The sequence below is a fragment of the Streptomyces sp. NPDC107454 genome (assembly GCF_055582885.1).
Genome location: NZ_JBVJPA010000003.1, coordinates 159,636 through 175,904, shown reverse-complemented (window position 1 = coordinate 175,904; position 16,269 = coordinate 159,636). Strand labels below are relative to the sequence as shown.

General features: G+C 72.4%; 14 protein-coding genes. 4 read left to right on the top strand and 10 right to left on the bottom strand.

Annotation, left to right across the window (positions count from 1 at the left end; all coding sequences use genetic code 11):
• Nucleotides 1-84: 84 nt before the first annotated feature.
• A complete protein-coding gene (locus ACZ69M_RS08420) occupies nt 85-699 on the top strand; it encodes a TetR/AcrR family transcriptional regulator (protein ID WP_054236092.1) in 615 nt (204 codons plus the stop codon).
• A 172-nt stretch (nt 700-871) separates the two neighbouring features.
• Here ACZ69M_RS08420 and ACZ69M_RS08415 read toward each other — a convergent pair whose 3' ends face one another.
• From ACZ69M_RS08415 to ACZ69M_RS08405, 3 genes are all read right to left on the bottom strand, one after another.
• Nucleotides 872-1,876 carry a DUF2510 domain-containing protein gene (locus ACZ69M_RS08415; RefSeq protein ID WP_470047815.1) on the bottom strand — a complete coding sequence of 335 codons (1,005 nt, stop codon included), beginning with the start codon at nt 1,874-1,876 and terminating at the stop codon, nt 872-874.
• A 172-nt stretch (nt 1,877-2,048) separates the two neighbouring features.
• Nucleotides 2,049-3,203: an anhydro-N-acetylmuramic acid kinase gene (locus ACZ69M_RS08410; RefSeq protein WP_470047813.1), complete on the bottom strand. Its 1,155-nt coding sequence runs from the start codon at nt 3,201-3,203 to the stop codon at nt 2,049-2,051.
• A 4-nt stretch (nt 3,204-3,207) separates the two neighbouring features.
• Entirely contained in the window at nt 3,208-4,500 is a 1,293-nt protein-coding gene (locus tag ACZ69M_RS08405; protein WP_470047812.1) for an MFS transporter, read from the bottom strand.
• Nucleotides 4,501-4,722: 222 nt separating this feature from the next.
• Between ACZ69M_RS08405 and ACZ69M_RS08400 the strand changes: the two genes are divergently transcribed.
• Nucleotides 4,723-7,404 (top strand): ATP-binding protein, encoded by a 2,682-nt coding sequence (locus ACZ69M_RS08400; RefSeq protein WP_470047810.1) that lies wholly within the window; start codon nt 4,723-4,725, stop codon nt 7,402-7,404.
• Between the two features lie 48 nt (nt 7,405-7,452).
• Here the strand turns inward: ACZ69M_RS08400 and pcaDC are convergent, their stop codons facing one another.
• The 7 genes from pcaDC to ACZ69M_RS08365 are packed head-to-tail and all read right to left on the bottom strand — an operon-like array spanning nt 7,453 to nt 13,883.
• Nucleotides 7,453-8,586 (bottom strand): bifunctional 3-oxoadipate enol-lactonase/4-carboxymuconolactone decarboxylase PcaDC, encoded by a 1,134-nt coding sequence (gene pcaDC, locus ACZ69M_RS08395; protein ID WP_470047808.1) that lies wholly within the window; start codon nt 8,584-8,586, stop codon nt 7,453-7,455.
• Nucleotides 8,583-9,926, bottom strand: coding sequence for a 3-carboxy-cis,cis-muconate cycloisomerase (pcaB, locus tag ACZ69M_RS08390; RefSeq protein ID WP_470047806.1), 1,344 nt, complete (start codon nt 9,924-9,926; stop codon nt 8,583-8,585). The genes pcaDC and pcaB overlap by 4 nt, the downstream gene beginning before the upstream one ends.
• Nucleotides 9,923-10,486, bottom strand: a complete 564-nt coding sequence (pcaG, locus tag ACZ69M_RS08385; protein ID WP_470047804.1) for a protocatechuate 3,4-dioxygenase subunit alpha — start codon at nt 10,484-10,486, stop codon at nt 9,923-9,925. The genes pcaB and pcaG overlap by 4 nt, the downstream gene beginning before the upstream one ends.
• Before the next feature lie 2 nt (nt 10,487-10,488).
• A complete protein-coding gene (pcaH, locus tag ACZ69M_RS08380) occupies nt 10,489-11,259 on the bottom strand; it encodes a protocatechuate 3,4-dioxygenase subunit beta (protein WP_470047802.1) in 771 nt (256 codons plus the stop codon).
• A gap of 10 nt (nt 11,260-11,269) precedes the next feature.
• Nucleotides 11,270-12,472 (bottom strand): thiolase family protein, encoded by a 1,203-nt coding sequence (locus ACZ69M_RS08375; RefSeq protein WP_470047800.1) that lies wholly within the window; start codon nt 12,470-12,472, stop codon nt 11,270-11,272.
• Complete coding sequence (locus ACZ69M_RS08370) at nt 12,469-13,128, bottom strand: CoA transferase subunit B (RefSeq protein WP_470047798.1); 660 nt, start codon at nt 13,126-13,128, stop codon at nt 12,469-12,471. Before ACZ69M_RS08370 ends, ACZ69M_RS08375 begins: the two co-directional genes overlap by 4 nt.
• Nucleotides 13,128-13,883, bottom strand: coding sequence for a CoA transferase subunit A (locus tag ACZ69M_RS08365; protein WP_470047796.1), 756 nt, complete (start codon nt 13,881-13,883; stop codon nt 13,128-13,130). Before ACZ69M_RS08365 ends, ACZ69M_RS08370 begins: the two co-directional genes overlap by 1 nt.
• A 221-nt stretch (nt 13,884-14,104) precedes the next feature.
• On the opposite strand from ACZ69M_RS08365, the gene ACZ69M_RS08360 reads away from it, so the two are divergent.
• Together ACZ69M_RS08360 and ACZ69M_RS08355 are read left to right on the top strand one after the other, a co-directional pair.
• A complete protein-coding gene (locus tag ACZ69M_RS08360) occupies nt 14,105-14,608 on the top strand; it encodes a MarR family winged helix-turn-helix transcriptional regulator (RefSeq protein WP_470047794.1) in 504 nt (167 codons plus the stop codon).
• Nucleotides 14,609-14,697: 89 nt separating this feature from the next.
• Nucleotides 14,698-16,233, top strand: a complete 1,536-nt coding sequence (locus tag ACZ69M_RS08355) for a hypothetical protein (RefSeq protein ID WP_470047792.1) — start codon at nt 14,698-14,700, stop codon at nt 16,231-16,233.
• Nucleotides 16,234-16,269: the final 36 nt, after the last annotated feature.

Sequence of the window (16,269 nt, the reverse complement as noted above, 5' to 3'; positions counted from 1 at the left end):
GCGTACCGGTACAGTGGCGTATCGATATACACTGTGTGAAGCGGAACACCAGGCGAGCCACCCACAAGAGCGAGGAGATGAGCCATGACGTCGCAGGCCGCGGACGGACCGGAGACGGTCGTCGCCTCGCGCCGCTCCAAGATCACGCCCGAGCGTGAGCAGGAGTTCTACGACGCCGTGCTCGAGCAGATCCGCGAGTGCGGCTACGACTCGCTCACCATGGAGGGCGTGGCCGCGAGCACCCGGTGCAGCAAGTCCACGCTCTACCGCCAGTGGAAGACGAAGCCGCAGTTCGTGGCCGCAGCCCTGCGCGCCAACAGCTGTCCCCGCTTCTCGGGCATCGACACCGGCACGCTCGCCGGGGACCTGCGCGCGATGGCGCAGGCCGCGGGGAACTGGTCGGGCCGCGACAGCCAGCTGCACCAGGCGCTGGGCCACGCCGTGTTCCAGGACAAGGAACTGCAGGAGGCGTTGCGCGACGCGCTGGTCGAGCCCGAGATCGGCGCGGTCAAGGAGATCCTGGCCCGCGGGGTCGCCCGCGGCGAGGTCGCCGCGGACCACCCGGCGCTGGAGTTCATCCCGGCGCAGCTCTTCGGTGTGGTGCGGGTTCGTCCCGTGCTGGAAGGGCGGAACGCCGATGCGGCGTATCTCACACAATTCGTCGAGGCCGTCGTGATTCCGGCGCTCGGCCTGACCTGAGACCCAGGTCGCCGTCCGCGGGATGACCGGACGTCGGCCTGCACGCGCCGCACCGTGGGGACGGGGGCGGCGCGCACCCCCGGCCGGGTGGGGTTCCTCTTGAGCGGAGGGGCACCCCACCCGGCCGATCCATGTCCGGGGGACGGACTTACGGGTTACACGGTTTTACGGGCTAGACGTTCTGCCCGTTGCCGCCCGCTCCCGACGCCACCTTGATGCCCTTGGTGATGTCGTCGATCACGGACTCCTTGGGCGCCTTGGAGCTGACGTCGATGCCGAAGCGGACGACGATCAGTGACTTGGAGTCGGCGGGGGACGGGAAGACGAGCGACTCGACGTAACCGTCGTCACCCTTGCTGGTGACGACCTTCCAGCGGACGAGGTAGCCCTTCTCGCCGGCCACGGTGACCGCCTTGGAGGCGAGCTCCGTGTGCGAGGTGATCGTGCCGTAGCCCTTGCCGTACGACTCGGCGGCGTTCTTGGAGATGTCCTCCTTGGCCGCCGCCTCCGCCGTGGTGGACTTCAGTTTCTGGTCTGCGGCGGTTGCCGAGTACGCGCCGCCCCGCTGGCACTCCTGCGAGGTGTCGCCGGGGCACTTGTAGGTGTCCTTGGTCGACAGCACGGCACCCGTCGTGGTGCTGCCGCCGGTCCAGTTGTCGGGCACCGGCACGCTGATGCCGCTGATCAGGTCGGTGGCGTAGCCGTCCTCGAGCTGCGGCTGCCCGGACTGGCCCGGTGCCGGGGTCTGGCCCCCTGAGCCGCCCGAGCCCCCGGAGCCGCCGCCCGGTCCGCCCTCGAGGCCCCCGTTGCCGCCGCCCTGGCCGCCGAATCCGCCCTGGCCGCCGTTCTGTCCGCCGGAGCCCTGGGAAGTGGCGCTGTTCCCGCCGTTGCCGTCGCTCTTGGTCAGGGCGTACACCCCGCCCCCGATGCCCGCGAGGACCGCGATCGCTGCGGCGACGGCTATGCCGGTACGCAGTCCGCGCCGCGGGGCGCCCGGAGCGAGCGCCGGATACGGTCCGGCGGCCGGCGGGTGCGTCGGGGGACCCCATGCGGCGGCGGACCCGACGGGGCGGGTCTGGTCCGTCCATGTCTTGCCGTCCCACCAGCGTTCGGTGGCGGGACTGTCATTTGTCTGCCCCGGGTCGGGATACCAACCGGGAGGAGTCACCTGCGTCATGGACCCACCGTATGAGCCGTGGGTGAAAGGCGGATGAGAGGGATCCGGAAGATTCGATTCAAGAACCCCTCGGAAGTGCCGCCGGGTGCCTCGTCACGACCACCGGGCGTCAGGCCACGACCACCGGGCGTCAGGCCACGACCAGCGGGTGTCATGCCAGGACCAGCGGGTGTCATGCCAGGACCAGTCGCACCGGCGCCGCTCCCGCCCGCGGCGGCAGCCGCAGCCCGCCGCGCCCCGGCGTGATCGAGCCGAGCACACTCGGATGCCGGGCCCCGGTGCTCACCGGATCGGTGCCCGTGAGCCCGTGCAGGGTCAGGAATCCGAGCACGGCGAAGGCGTACGCCTCCTTGGCCGCCGCCGGCAGACCCAGAGCGTCGGACGTGCGTACGGGCACTCCCGGCAGCTCCGCGCCCAGCATCGCCATCAGCGCCGGATTGCGGGTGCCGCCGCCGGACGCGATCACCTCCGTGGCACCCACCGAGCGCACCGCGTCGGCGACCGTACGGGCGGTGAGCCGGGTGAGGGTCGCGATGACGTCCTCGGCGGTGAGCGTGCCGAATCCGGTCAGCGCGTCGCGCAGATGGCCGAGGTGGAAGAGCTCCTTGCCGGTGGTCTTGGGCGCGGGCAGCGCGTAGTACGGCTCCGCGAGCAGCCGGTCCAGCAACGCCTCGTCCACGGTGCCGCGGGCGGCGAGGGCGCCGTCCACGTCGTAGTGCAGACGTCCCCCGGTCAACCCCCGCACGGCCACGTCGACGAGGGCGCACCCGGGCCCGGAGTCGAAGGCGGTGCCGTCCGGCGCGGTGAGGTTGGCGATGCCGCCGAGGTTCAGCGCCACTGGAGTCCCCGCCCTGCCGCGCAGCCACAGCAGGTCGACCAGGCTCACCAGGGGCGCGCCCTGGCCGCCGGCGGCGATGTCCCTGGGGCGGAAGTCGGAGACCACCGGCAGCCCGGTCGCCTCGGCGATCCAGGCGGGCTGACCGAGCTGGAGCGTGCCGTGCGCCCGCCCGTCCTCGACCCAGTGGTAGACGGTCTGCCCGTGCGAGGCGACCAACTCGGCTCCGCCGCCGCACAGTTCGCGGTCGGCCCGGACCGCCGCCGCGGCGAACGCCTGCCCGATCAGGGTGTCCAGGCGGCACACCTCGGCCAGCGTGGTGGCCGCCGGGGGCAGCGCCGCCGCGAGCGCCTCGCGCAGGGCGCCGTCGTACGGCTCACCGACCATCCCGAGCGGCCGCAGAGTGAGGTCCTCACCCTCGAGGGTCAGCTCGGCCGCCGCCGCGTCGATCGCGTCGTACGACGTCCCGGACATCAGGCCGATCACCCGCACCTGCTCAACTCCCTCGGTTGTCGGGGAGCGTGGCCAGGGCGAGCGCACTGACGGCGCACGTCGCCGCCGCGTAGTACGCGGGGATGTCCACGCTTCCGGTCCGCTTCATCGTCTCGGTGATGATGAGGCCCGCGCAGCCCGAGAACACGGCATTGGACAGGGCGTAGGCGAGTCCCAGGCCGGTGTGGCGCACGCTCGTGGGGAACATCTCGGAGAGCATGGCGGGCCCCGGTCCCGCCAGCAACCCGACGACGGCACCCGCCCCGCACACGGCGAGACCCTTCACGGCGTTCGAAGTCCCCGTGTTCTGAAGGAGGTTGAGCAGCGGAACGGAAAGGAGCACGACCAGGCCGGCGCCGGTGAGCAGCACGGAGCGCCGCCCGATCCGGTCGCTGAGCAGACCCGCCGGGACGATCGTGGCCGCGAAGCCGAGATTGGCGAGGACCGTGGCGAGCAGCGCCTGCCGGAAGCCGGCGTGGAGGGTGTTCTGGAGGTACGAGGGGAGCACGACCAGGAAGGTGTATCCGGCCGCCGACCAGCCCATCACGCGTCCCGCTCCGAGGACGACGGTCCGCGCGACCTCGCGCCTGGGCGGGCGCTCGCGTCTCCTCTCGTGCCGGAAGGCGGGCGTCTCCTCCAGTCGCAGCCGCAGCCACAGCGCGACCAGCCCCAGCGGAAGCGTCACCAGGAACGGCACCCGCCAGCCCCAGTCGCTCAACTGCCCCTCGGTCAGCACCGTCGCCAGCACAGTCGCCACACCCGCACCACCGAGCAGCCCCAGAGCCACCGTGAACGACTGCCACGACCCGTACAGCCCCCGCCTGCCCGGCGGCGCGAACTCCGTCATGACCGAGACCGCGCCCCCGAACTCCCCGCCCGCGGACAGCCCTTGGACCACCCGGAGGACGGTCAGCAGCCACGGCGCGAGGGCACCGACCGTGGCGTAGGTCGGCAGCACGCCGATGAGCGTCGTGGCGCCCGTCATCAGCGCGATCACCAGGATCAGGACCGGGCGGCGCCCGATCCGGTCGCCGAGCCGTCCGAACAGCGCCGCGCCCACCGGCCGGAAGAAGAAAGCCAGCGCGAAGGACGCGTAGGTCCTCACCAGCCCCTCGGTCTCGCTGCCGCCCTCCGGGGTGAAGAACCGGGCCGCGATGACGGTCGCGAAGTAGCCGTAGACCCCGAACTCGTACCACTCGACGAAGTTGCCGACCGAGCCCGCCAGCAGGGCCCCGCGCCGCGCGCGCGGGGGACCGGTGGTGTGCGGGACGGAGCCGTGCACGCGGGCGCCGCTCATGGGTCCCTCCTCCTCGCTGTTCCTTGGAAAATCAGCGCCATTTTCAGGTCTTTTGACTGTCGACAACTTTCACCACGGCTGGTCGGCGCCCCGGCGCGTCGCCTGCGGACACCTCTCGTCACCCGTCTCGGCAACAGGTGAGCCGACCCACCTCCACATCGGCTTCCGGACGGCTAGGCTCGATGTCTGTACGTCGTACGGGCGACCTGGGGAGGTAGCGGCATGACGGAGGCACGGCCGGGACCGGCCGCCTCGTCCTCCCTGTGGGAGCGCGAGGCGGAGATCGCCGACGTGGTGGAGGCCGTCAAAACCCTGCGCGCGGACGCCTCGTCCTCCGGCAGTCTGCTGGTGTTCAGTGGCGAGGCGGGCATCGGCAAGACCGCGCTGCTCGCCGAGGCGCGCCGGATCGCGGAAGCCCACGGCTGCACGGTGTGGCCGGCCCGCGGCGGCGAGACCGTCACCTCCGTTCCCTTCAACGTCATACGGCAACTCCTCCAGCCCGCGATCGTCTCGCTGATGCCCGAAGAGGCCCGCGAATACCTGGGCGACTGGTACGACATCGCCGGACCCGCGCTCGGCATCGCCGAACCGGGCGACCGCCAGGCCGACCCGCAGGGCGTGTGCGACGGACTGGTCGCGGCGGTGCGGCGGCTGGCCAAGCGCGAGTGGCCCCTCGTCCTGATCCTCGACGACGCGCACTGGGCCGACCAGGAGACCCTGCAGTGGCTGGTCGCGTTCGCCGAGCGCCTCGACGACCTGCCCGTCCTCGTCGTGGTCGCCCGCAGGCCGGGTGACGTCAGCGGTGAGCGGGCCCGCCAGCTGGAGGCCGTCGCGGCCGCGGCCCGACCGATCCGCACGCTCAGCGCGCTGACACCCGACGCCACCGCCGGACTGACCCGCGCCACGCTCGGGGAGCACGCGGACGCCCCGTTCTGCCGCGAGGTGTGGGCGGTCACCGGCGGCAACCCGTACGAGACCGTCGAACTGCTCGCCAAGGTGCAGGACAGCGATCTTGAACCGGTCGAGGCCTCGGCCGCCGAACTGCGCGCCCTGAACCGCTCGGCACGCGGTCGCGGACTCGTCGCCCGCCTCGAAGGGCTCGGCATCGACGCCACCCGCTTCGCCTGGGCGGCCGCGATCCTCGGCACCGGGATCTCCCTCGACCTCGCCGCCCAGCTCGCCGGGATGCAGCGCGACGAGGCCGTGCGCTGCGCCGAACTGCTCGGCGCGGCCCGCATCCTCACCCCGGCAGAACCCGTGAGCCGCGAACTGGCTGGCGGTGACCTGGAGTTCGTACACCCCCTCATCGCCAGCGCCGTCTACCGCTCGATCCCCGACGCGCTGCGCACCGCGATGCACGGCCAGGCTGCCTGGGCGGTCACCGAATCGGGCCGCGGAGCCGCTGCCGCCTCCCGCCACCTCCTCGAAGTGCACCCGGACGACGACCCCGAACTCGTCGAGCAGATGCGCGAGGCCGCCCGCGAACACCTCGCCGTCGGCGCGCCCGACGCGGCCAGGCGCTGCCTGGAGCGCGCCCTGGCGGAACCCCCGCTTCCGGAGGTCCAGGCGCGCGTGCTCTACGAACTGGGCTGTGCCACCCTCCTGACCGCTCCCGCCACCACGATCAGCCATCTGCGCACCGCGCTCGACCAGTCCGGCCTCGACGGCGATCTGCGGGTGGACGCCGTCTTCCGCCTCTCCCAGGCCCTGGTCCACAACGACCAGCTGGACGAGGCCGTCCGCACGGTCGACGCGGAGGCCGCCCGGCTCGACGTGGGCCCCGCCCGGATGCGGCTTCAGGCCGTCCACTACATGTGGGAGGGCATCCACGCGGGCGAGGACCACGTTCCGGGACGCTCACGAAGCCTCGCCGAACTCGTCAAGACCTGCACCGGACGCGACAACTCCGAGCGCGCCCTGCTGATACTGCGCGGTTTCGACGCGATGACCCGCGGCGAGAGCGCGGAGGAGGTCGTGGAACTCTGCGACCGTGCCCTCGTCAACGGCCGCCTCGCGCCCGGACTCGGCTGGACCGACACCGAGTGGGGCATCGAACTCCTCATGATGCTGGGCAGTTCGTACGCCTATGCGGACCGGCTCGACCGGGCCGAGAGCCTCTTCTCCGAGGCGCTGCGCTCCTACACGAGTGCCGGATGGAGCGGCGGCCACCTCGCCCTGGCGCACGCCTTCCTCGGTCTCGCCTACCGCAGGCGGGGCCGGCTCAGGGACGCCGAGACCACCCTGCGCGAGTCGCTGCGCATCGCCGAGCGGGTCGGGCGCGGACTGCCCCTGTACTGGTCCGCCACCTGCGGCCTCGTCGACACCCTGCTTGCCCGCGGAGACGTCCAGGAGGCCTGGGCGATCGCCGAGCAGTACGGCTTCGCACCGCCGTACCCGTCCACCATCGTGCTGCCCGACACCCGTTCCGTACGCGGACGGCTGCTGTTGGCCGTCGGCCGCGTCAAGGACGGCATCAACGAACTCGAGGCCGCCGAGAAGGCCGCCGCCGCGCGCGGGCACCACAACACGGTGATGGCGCCCTGGTCGCTCGACCTCGCCCGCGCGCTCGCCTCGGACGACCCGGCCCGCGCCGCCGCACTGGCCACCGACGCCCGCCGCCAGGCCGAGCGCTTCGGCACGGACACCGCGATCGGTGAGGCGCTGCGCTGCGCGGCGGCCCTCGAATCGGGCCAGCGTGCGGTCCGCCTGGCCGCCCAGGCCGTCACCTACCTGGAGGCCTCGCCCTGCCAGTACGAACACGCGGCGGCCCGCGTCGAGTACGGCATCGCGGCGCGCTCGGTCTCGGAGCTCGGCAAGGGCCTGACGCTGGCGCGCTCGTGCGGGGCGGACGGGCTGGTGGCGAGGGCGGAGGAGGTCCTGGCGACAGGGAGAGGGCTGAGGTAGCCGCCGGGCCGGGTGCGAGGACGAGGTGTTTGGAGCGGACGGGCAGGGTCACCCTGTGCTGTCGTCGCCCTCCTCCTCGGCGAGCACCCGCTGAGCCGTCGCGAACGCCGAGTTCGCCGCCGGGACACCGCAGTACACGGCCGTCTGCAGCAGTACGGCGCCGATCTCCTCCGGGGTCAGCCCGTTGCGGCGCGCCGCCCGGACGTGCATGGCCAGCTCGTCGTAGTGACCGTGTGCGACCAGCGCGGTCAGGGTGATCATGCTGCGTTCGCGGCGCGAGAGCGTCGGATCGGTCCAGATCTCGCCCCAGGCATAGCGCGAGATGAAGTCCTGGAAGCGGGCGGTGAAGGGGGTCTGCCGGGCCTGCGCCCGGTCCACATGGGCGTCGCCCAGCACCTCACGCCGCACCTCCATGCCCCGCCCGGCGCCCCCGTCGAAGTGGGCCCGCAGCGCCGTCAGGACCGCCGCCGGACACTGCGCGGGCGCCAGGTGCGAGGCTCCCGGGAGCTCGACGAGCGTGGCGCTCGCCACCGCGTCGGCGATCTCCCGCAGATGGGCGGGCGGCGTCGCCGGGTCCTGGCGGCCCGCGATCAGCAGGGTGGGCAGGGAGATGTCGGAGAGCCGGTCGCGCAGGTCGAAGGCGGCCAGCGCGTCACAGCAGGCGGCGTACGCCTCCGGGTCCGCGTTCCGGTGGTCCTCGATCAACCGCGGCACGGTGAAACCGGGCGTGAACCAACGGGAGTTCGCGTTCTCGGCGAGCGCGGCCAGCCCCTCCCTGCGTACCAGCTCCGCACGCTCCTCCCACGGCTTGGCGCCGTTGAAGTGCGCCGAGGAGCAGATGACGGCGAGGGACGACACACGCTCCGGGTGGTGGACGGCGAGGTGCAGACCGACCGCGCCGCCGAGCGAGACGCCCGCGTAGGCGAAGCGTTCGATGCCGAGCGAGTCGGCGAGGGCGAGGACCAGGGCGGCGAGGTCGCCGACGGTGGCCCCCGGTCCGATCAGGTCCGGCGCCGACCCTCCGTGTCCCGGCAGATCCCAGCGAACCACCCGGTGGGTGACGGACAGCTCGGGCGCGACCTTGTCCCACAGGGCGTGGGAGGTGCCGAGCGAGGGCCCGAGGAGCAAGGGGGGAGCGGTCTGGGGGCCCTCGGCGCGGTGGTTGAGCAGGGTGCGGGTCACGTTCGCTCCAGAGCACGGTCGGTGAGGGCTCCCGCGGAGCCCGTGTAGCGGGTGGGGTCGGTGAGTTCCACGAGGTCGAGCTCCTTGAGCTCCGGCTCCTCGCCGAGTACGTCCACGAGGGGCCGCCCCTCGGCGACGGCCCGCCCGGCGGCCCGGGTCAGCAGCTCCTTGGCGCGGGCCCGCCCGAGCACCGGAGCGAGTTCGACTGCCAGGCGCTCGGAGACGATCAACCCATGGGTGAGAGCGAGGTGCTCGCGCATGGCGTCCGCGTTCACCCGAAGCCCCTCGGCCAGCTCGGCGGCGTTCCTGGCGGCGCCCGCGACCAGCCTCAGCAGTTCGCGCAACGGCTCCCACTCGGCGTGCCAGGCACCGGCCGGCCGCTCGTCCTCGGCGACCATCGACCCGTAGAGCGTGGCGGCGAGCCCCGGCGCGCGGCGCGCGGATGCGGCGATCACCGTGGCCGCCACCGGGTTGGCCTTGTGCGGCATCGCGGACGACCCGCCACCGCTCCCCTCCGCGACCTCGGCGATCTCCGTGCGGGAGAGGGTGAGCACATCGGCCGCCATCTTGCCGAGGGCCCCGGCCGTGAAGGCCAGGCCGCCGGCCAGGTCGGCGATCGGCGTCCGCAGGGTGTGCCAGGGCAACGCCGGTTCCGCGAGCCCGAGTTCACCGGCGTACGCCGCCACGAGCGCGCCCGGATCCTCGGCGCCGAAGGCCGCGAAGGCGGCCAGCGTCCCGGCGGCTGCGCCCAGTTGGGCAGGGATCCGGACACCCATGAGCCGGTCCCGCGCGTCCAGCACCAGCGACCGCCACCCCGCCGCCTTCAGCCCGAAGGTCGTCGGTACGGCGTGCTGTGTGAGGGTCCGCCCCGGCATCACCGTGTCCCGGTGGGCGGCGGCAAGGCGGGCCAGGGCGCGTGCCGTCCGCTCGAGATCCGCCAGGACCAGGTCCAGTGCGCGACAGGCGACCAGCATCAGCGCCGTGTCCAGGATGTCCTGGCTGGTCGCGCCACGGTGGACGTAGGGCCCGTACTCCTTGCCGACCGCCGCTGTCAGATCCGCGACCAGCGGAATCACCGGATTGCCGCCGCCTCGGGCGCGCAGCGCGATCGACCTCACGTCGAGGTCCGCCGAGGCCACGGCGGACACCGCCGACGCCGCCGCGTCCGGCGCGAGCCCGAGTCCCGCCTGCGCGCGGGTCAGTGCCGCCTCCGCGTCGAGAAGCGCCCGCAGAAGCGCGCCGTCCGAGGTCGCGGACGCTGCCGGGGAGCCCGCCCACCCAGGGGCGAGCAGCCCGATATCGGCATCGGACTCGGAACGGACCGGGCCGGCAACTGTCACTGGAACTCCAGGAAGACCGTTTCGCCTTCGCCCTGAAGGCGGATGTCGAAACGGTATGTCCGGTTCGCGCCCTCGGTCGCGATCAGCGTGGCGCGCCGGTCGGCAGGGAGCGAGTCGAGCAGCGGGTCGGCGCCGTCGGCGAGGTACGCCCGGGTGAAGAGGTGGTGCACCAGACCGCGCGCGAACACACACACGCTGATGTACGGAAGCCCGGCGTTGCCCGGCGGCAGGGTGTGCAGCGCGTACCGGCCGTCGGCGTCCGTGGCGACCCGGCCGAAGCCCGTGAAGTCGATGCCGCGCCGGCCGAGGAAGCCGCCCGTCGACGGGTCGCGGCGCATCGAACCGGGGGCACCCCTGAGGGAGCCGTCGGGAGCCGCCTGCCAGAAGTCCAGCAGGGCGTCCGGGATCACCTCGCCCGCGCCGTCGCGCACGTACCCGTGCAGGGTGATCGCCTCGGGGTGGCCCTGCGGCGCGACCTGACCGCCGTCGGGAAAGGGCAGCGCGTACCCGTAGAAGGGGCCGATGGTGTGGGACGGGGTGGGGAGCAACCGCTCGGTCATGGTCAACGGCCTTCCTCGATCCAGGTGGCGGAGGGACCGTCGAGGACGATGTCCCACTCGTAGCCCATGGAGAACTCGGGCTGGGAGAGATCGTGCTGGTAGGTGGCGATCAGACGGTCCCGGGCCGCCTGGTCCGTCACGGACTGCAGGATCGGGTCGTAGCGGAACAGCGGGTCGCTCGGGAAGTACATCTGGGTGATCAGCCGCTGGGTGAACGCCGTACCGAAGACCGAGAAGTGGATGTGCGCGGGCCGCCACGCGTTCGTGTGGTTGCCCCACGGGTAGGGGCCCGGCTTGATCGTGGTGAACCTGTACCGGCCCTGATCGTCCGTCAGGGTCCGCCCGACACCGGTGAAGTTGGGGTCCAGCGGCGCCGGGTGCTGCTCGCGCAGATGGGCGTAGCGACCGGCGGCGTTGGCCTGCCAGATCTCGATGAGCTGACCGCGCACGGGACGCCCCTCGCGGTCGAGCAGCCGGCCCGAGACCGTCATGCGTTCGCCGATCGGCTCGCCCCGGTGCTGGATGGTCAGGTCGCTGTCGTGCTCGGTGATGTCGGTGACGCCGAACACCGGACCCGACAGCTCGACCGTCTCCGGGTCGCCGCCGTCGACGGCGACCAGCGGCTGCTCGGGGTGGCGCAGCAGGGAGCTGCGGTACGGGGGGTAGTCGCGCGACGGGTGGTTGCGAACCGGCGCTCCGCCGGCGACCGCCTTGTCGTACGCGTCCTGGAGATCCTTGATCTCGACGTCGATGTCCGACTGAGTGAGGGCCATGGTCGACTTCCTATCGTTCGAGGACGAGGGCGAGGCCCTGGCCGACGCCGATGCAGAGGGTGGCGATGCCGGTTCCGGTGCCCTGACGGGCGAGCTGGTGGGCGACGGTGCCGGCGAGGCGGGCGCCGGAGGCGCCGAGGGGGTGGCCGAGGGCGATCGCGCCGCCCTGCGGGTTGAGGATCGCGGGGTCGAACTCGGGCCATTCGGCGAGGCAGCCGAGGACCTGGGCGGCGAAGGCCTCGTTCAGTTCGAGGACGGACAGGTCCGCGAAGGTCTTGCCGGCCTTGGCGAGGGCGCGGGTGACGGCCTCGACGGGGGCGAGGCCGAAGTACTGGGGGTCGGTCGCGGAGACGCCGGTGGCCCGGATGCGGGCGAGAGGTTCGCGGCCGGTGGCCTTGAGGCCTTCCTCGTCGGTCAGGAGGAGGGCGGCGGCGCCGTCGTTGAGGGGGGAGGCGTTGCCCGCGGTGACTGTGCCGTCGGTGGTGCGGAAGGACGGCTTGAGCCTGGCCATGGCGGTGGGTGAGGCGTCGGGGCGGACGGATTCGTCGGCGGCGAGGACGACCGGGTTGCCCTTGCGCTGCGGGATCGGCACCGGGGTGATCTCGCGGTCGAACAGGCCCTCCTGCTGGGCGCCCGCCGCCTTGCGGTGGCTGCCGAGGGCGTATGCGTCCTGCTGCTCGCGGCTGATCTTGTGTTTGTCGGCGATGAGTTCGGCGGACTCGCCGAGCGGGATGGTCCACTGGGGGTCCATCCTCGGGTTGACCATGCGCCAGCCGAGGGTGGTGGAGTACAGCTCGGTGTGCCCGGCGGGGAAGGGCCGGTCGTTCTTGGGCAGGACGTAGGGGGCGCGGGTCATGGACTCCACGCCGCCGGCCAGGGCGATGTGGGCGTCGCCGACGGCGATCGCGCGGGCGGCCTGGATGACCGCTTCGAGTCCGGAGGCGCACAGGCGGTTGACCGTCACGCCCGGCACGGAGGTGGGCAGTCCCGCGAGCAGGGCGGCCATACGGGCGACGTTGCGGTTCTCCTCACCGGCGCCGTTGGCGTTGCCGAGGTAGACGTCCTCGATCCGTGCGGGGTCCAGGTCCGGGGTGCGGGCCAGGAGTTCCCGGATGGCGTGGGCGGCGAGGTCGTCCGGGCGGACGGACGCGAGGCCTCCGTTGTACTTGCCGATGGGGGTGCGGACCGCATCGACGATGTAGACGTCCTTCACGGTTGGGTCTCCTCGGTGGGTTCGGCGGCGACGCGGATCTTCGCGGCGGTCTTGGCCACGATCTCTTCGACCGTGACGCCGGGCGCGGTCTCGATGAGCACCAGCCCCTCGTCGGTGACGTCGAGGACGCCGAGGTCGGTGATGATCCGGTTGACGCACGCCTTTCCGGTGAGCGGCAGCGCGCACTCCTGAAGGATCTTCGCGGTGCCGTCCTTGGCGGTGTGGGTCATGACGACGATGACGGTGCGGGCACCGTGGACCAGGTCCATCGCGCCGCCGATCCCGGTGATCATCTTCCCGGGGATGGCCCAGTTCGCCAGGTCACCGCCCGCGGACACCTGCATCGCGCCGAGCACGGCCACGTCGATGTGCCCGCCCCGGATCATCGAGAACGACAGCGCCGAGTCGAAGAAGGAGGCGCCCGGCAGGACCGTCACGGTCTCCTTGCCGGCGTTGATGAGGTCCGGGTCGACCTGGTCCTCGGTGGGATAGGGGCCGGTGCCGAGGATCCCGTTCTCCGACTCCAGGATCACCTCGACGCCGGCCGGGAGGTAGTTGGGGATCAGCGTCGGCAGCCCGATGCCGAGATTGACGTACTGCCCGTCCTGGAGTTCGCGTGCCGCACGGGCCGCCATCTCCTCGCGTGTCCACGCCATCAGCCGCTCACCGTCCGCTTCTCGATCATCTTCGCGGCGGCCTGCTCCGGAGTCAGCGCGACGACCCGCTGTACGAAGATCCCCGGCAGATGCACCGCGTCCGGGTCGATCCCGCCGGGCTCGACCAGTTCCTCCACCTCGGCGATCGTCACCCTGCCCGCCATCGCCGCGAGGGGGTTGAAGTTCCGGGTGGACCTGCTGAAGACGAGGTTGCCGTGCCGGTCGCCCTTCGCGGCCCGGACCAGCGCGAAGTCGGTGCGGATGCCGCGCTCCAGCACGTACTCGGTGCCGTCGAACTCGCGCACCTCCTTCGGCGGCGACGCCAGCGCCACCCCGCCGGAGCCGTCGTAGCGCCAGGGCAGGCCGCCGTCCGCGACCTGGGTGCCGACCCCGGCCGGGGTGAAGAAGGCGGGGATCCCCGCACCACCCGCACGCAACCGCTCCGCGAGCGTGCCCTGCGGGATCATCTCCACCTCCAGCTCACCCGCCAGATACTGCCGCGCGAACTCCTTGTTCGCCCCGATGTAGGAGCCGGTCACCCGTGCGATCCGCCCGGCGGACAGCAGCACCGCGAGCCCGGACTCCATCGCCCCGCAGTTGTTGGACACCACGCCCAGACCGCCGACTCCGCGCTCGTACAGCGCCTCGATCAGCACGTTCGGCACACCGCTCAGCCCGAAACCGCCGACCGCCAGGGTCGCGCCGTCCGGCACATCGGCCACCGCCTCCAGGGCCGTGGCGACCACCTTGTCCATCAGTGAAGCCCCATCTCTTCCAAGCGTCCAGACCCTCAATTACTCAGGGCACTGATTATTTCTGCGAGGTTTCACTCACGCTGCCACCAGCGGCCCGTGTCGTCAAGACTTCCATGAGATCGGCAGGTGAGCGGCCGTGAACGCGCTGGCACCCATCCCGGTGATGCGCGGTATCGTTCAGTGCACCAACGAAATGACGGACTCACCCAGGGGGAGCGCACATGGCCGCGGTGGACCTCACCACCCACCCCGGGCACCTCGCCCGGCGACTCCAGCAGGCCCACTATCTGCTGTGGAACACGATGGTCTCCGAGGAGATCACCTCACCGCAGTTCGCGGTCCTGAACGCGTTGGTCGCGGAGCCGGGACTGGATCAGCGCACGGTGGGGGAGCGAGTGGGCCTGGACCGGTCGACCATCGCCGAGGTCATCAGCCGGCTCAGTCGCCGGGGCCTGCTCGACAAGGTGCGCGATCCGCAGGACGGCCGCCGCTTCCTGCTGCGCCTCACGGACGAGGGGACGCGTACGCACCGCAAGCTGACCGTGCGCACGGCGCGTATGAACCAGGTCTTCCTGGCCCCGCTCTCCGCCGAGGAGCAGGCCGTCTTCTTCGACCTCATCCAGCGTGTCTCGGACGCCGCGGAGGGGCTGCGCAACCCGACGGAACCCCTCGCCGCGCAACGCCAGGCGGTCCTTCACCAGCCGACGCCGGGCGAAAACATCTGACAGATCACGGTCAGGAGCGCTAGGCTCCCCGCGATGATGACTCACTCTGTCGGCAGAATGGGGGTCCCGTCCGCGCAAGGTGAGTGCTGATGCTCACTCGGACCGCGAATGGGGATTCCCGCCTTTCCTTCTGGCTGCCCGTGCGAGAGTTCGCCGTGCCGCCCGCCATGATCGATACTGCGACCGCCCGCCGCCGTGCCGGGGACTGGGCGGGGGCGTGCGCCGCCGCAGGCATCGATGTCGATCTCAACCTGCGTTCCGTGGCGCGTACTTACGGCCACGACCTCGCCGCTCGGGTCCGGGCCGATCTCCGCCATCTGGCTCCCGACCTGCTGCGCTGGCACATGCCGAGGATCGCTCCGCACGGGCTGCTGCGCCCGGGTCTGACCATCGCCCTGGCTCGGTACGGCACCCAAGGGCGTGACGGCGCAGGCCCGGTGCACCTCGTCGTGCGCACTCCACCGGCCTGGGCGGACGGCGGTCAGCGGATCAGCCTCGCGGTGTGGGCCGCACCGCAGGCCGGATCCCGCGATGGATCGCACGACGGATCTCACGACCGGTCCCCCTTCGAGGCCGGTGTCCGTCGGCATCCGCACCCCCGTCCCAGTCGCCGCTTCCGCCTCGACCTGCACCGCCATCTGTGGGACGCGCGCAGGACCGATGAGCTGCGCGTGCGGTCCGGGGCCGACCTGGCGCCCGACGACGGCCGCCCCGAGAACCCGGATCCGCCGGGAATCGCGCTGCGGGGGCGCGGGTGTGCCGTGGATCGCTGGGCGGCCGAGGCGGGGATTGTGCTCCAGGCCCAGGCCCAGGCCCAGGCCCAGGCCCAGGCCGAGTCCCAGGCGCAGGTCCAGGGGCGGACGGCCGGTACCGTCGCCGTGCGGCTCGGGGCCCGGGACCGGCTGGTCCTGGAGGTGGTCGCGGACCGGGACGGCGTCGGGCCGCCGGGTGTGCGGATCGCGGCGGCGCCCCTGGACGGCAGCGTCTCCGCGCTGCCCGTCCTGCCCGACGCGGCCACCTGGCTGCTGCCCGACCTGGAACTGATCCGCACCGGTTCGATCGAGGTCGATCGGCTGCATCCGCTGGTCGCCTCGGCACTCGTACCGGATCACTCGCCGACCGCTTCCTCCCGGGCGCGGGAGGATGCCCCGGCCGGTCCCTCCCGGACACCGGGCCGGGCCGGGCAGCCACGCCTCGTGGACTGCCGGGGAGCCCAGCACCGTATCGGCCTGGTCGACGGGGTGCTGGCGCCGCTGGACCACGACCCGGCCGAGATCCGCCGGGAGGAACTGCTGGTCGCGCTGACCGGCACGCCGCTTCCCTGCCTGCGGGCCATTGACGAGGCGCACCGTCGTCCGGACTGCCTCACCGGGGTCCGCGAACGCCTGATCCATGGCGACACCGCCGGTGCGCTGAACGTCGTCGAGGGCCTGCTGGGTCCGGACGCGGTGCTGCGCAGCGGCCCGCTACGGGACGAACTCGAGGCGGCCGCGCTACGGCGGATCACGTACGGCCTGTTCAGAGCGGGCATGACCGGCCCCGGCCCCGGATCCGGCCGCCTGCTCCCCGGCCCCGACCGCCCCCGAGGGCACCGGGCGCACCCGCGCCACACGACCGCTCGCTGACCCGGGGACGCCCGCCCCCTGCGCCCACCTGGCCGC

Bases quoted from the DNA above. Each gene is read 5' to 3' on its own strand.
- ACZ69M_RS08415 (WP_470047815.1), bottom strand. From the start codon at position 1,876: ATGACGCAGGTGACTCCTCCCGGTTGGTATCCCGACCCGGGGCAGACA.
- ACZ69M_RS08420 (WP_054236092.1), top strand. From the start codon at position 85: ATGACGTCGCAGGCCGCGGACGGACCGGAGACGGTCGTCGCCTCGCGC.
- ACZ69M_RS08405 (WP_470047812.1), bottom strand. From the start codon at position 4,500: ATGAGCGGCGCCCGCGTGCACGGCTCCGTCCCGCACACCACCGGTCCC.
- ACZ69M_RS08365 (WP_470047796.1), bottom strand. From the start codon at position 13,883: ATGGACAAGGTGGTCGCCACGGCCCTGGAGGCGGTGGCCGATGTGCCG.
- ACZ69M_RS08370 (WP_470047798.1), bottom strand. From the start codon at position 13,128: ATGGCGTGGACACGCGAGGAGATGGCGGCCCGTGCGGCACGCGAACTC.
- pcaG (WP_470047804.1), bottom strand. From the start codon at position 10,486: ATGACCGAGCGGTTGCTCCCCACCCCGTCCCACACCATCGGCCCCTTC.
- pcaH (WP_470047802.1), bottom strand. From the start codon at position 11,259: ATGGCCCTCACTCAGTCGGACATCGACGTCGAGATCAAGGATCTCCAG.
- ACZ69M_RS08360 (WP_470047794.1), top strand. From the start codon at position 14,105: ATGGCCGCGGTGGACCTCACCACCCACCCCGGGCACCTCGCCCGGCGA.
- ACZ69M_RS08355 (WP_470047792.1), top strand. From the start codon at position 14,698: ATGCTCACTCGGACCGCGAATGGGGATTCCCGCCTTTCCTTCTGGCTG.
- ACZ69M_RS08400 (WP_470047810.1), top strand. From the start codon at position 4,723: ATGACGGAGGCACGGCCGGGACCGGCCGCCTCGTCCTCCCTGTGGGAG.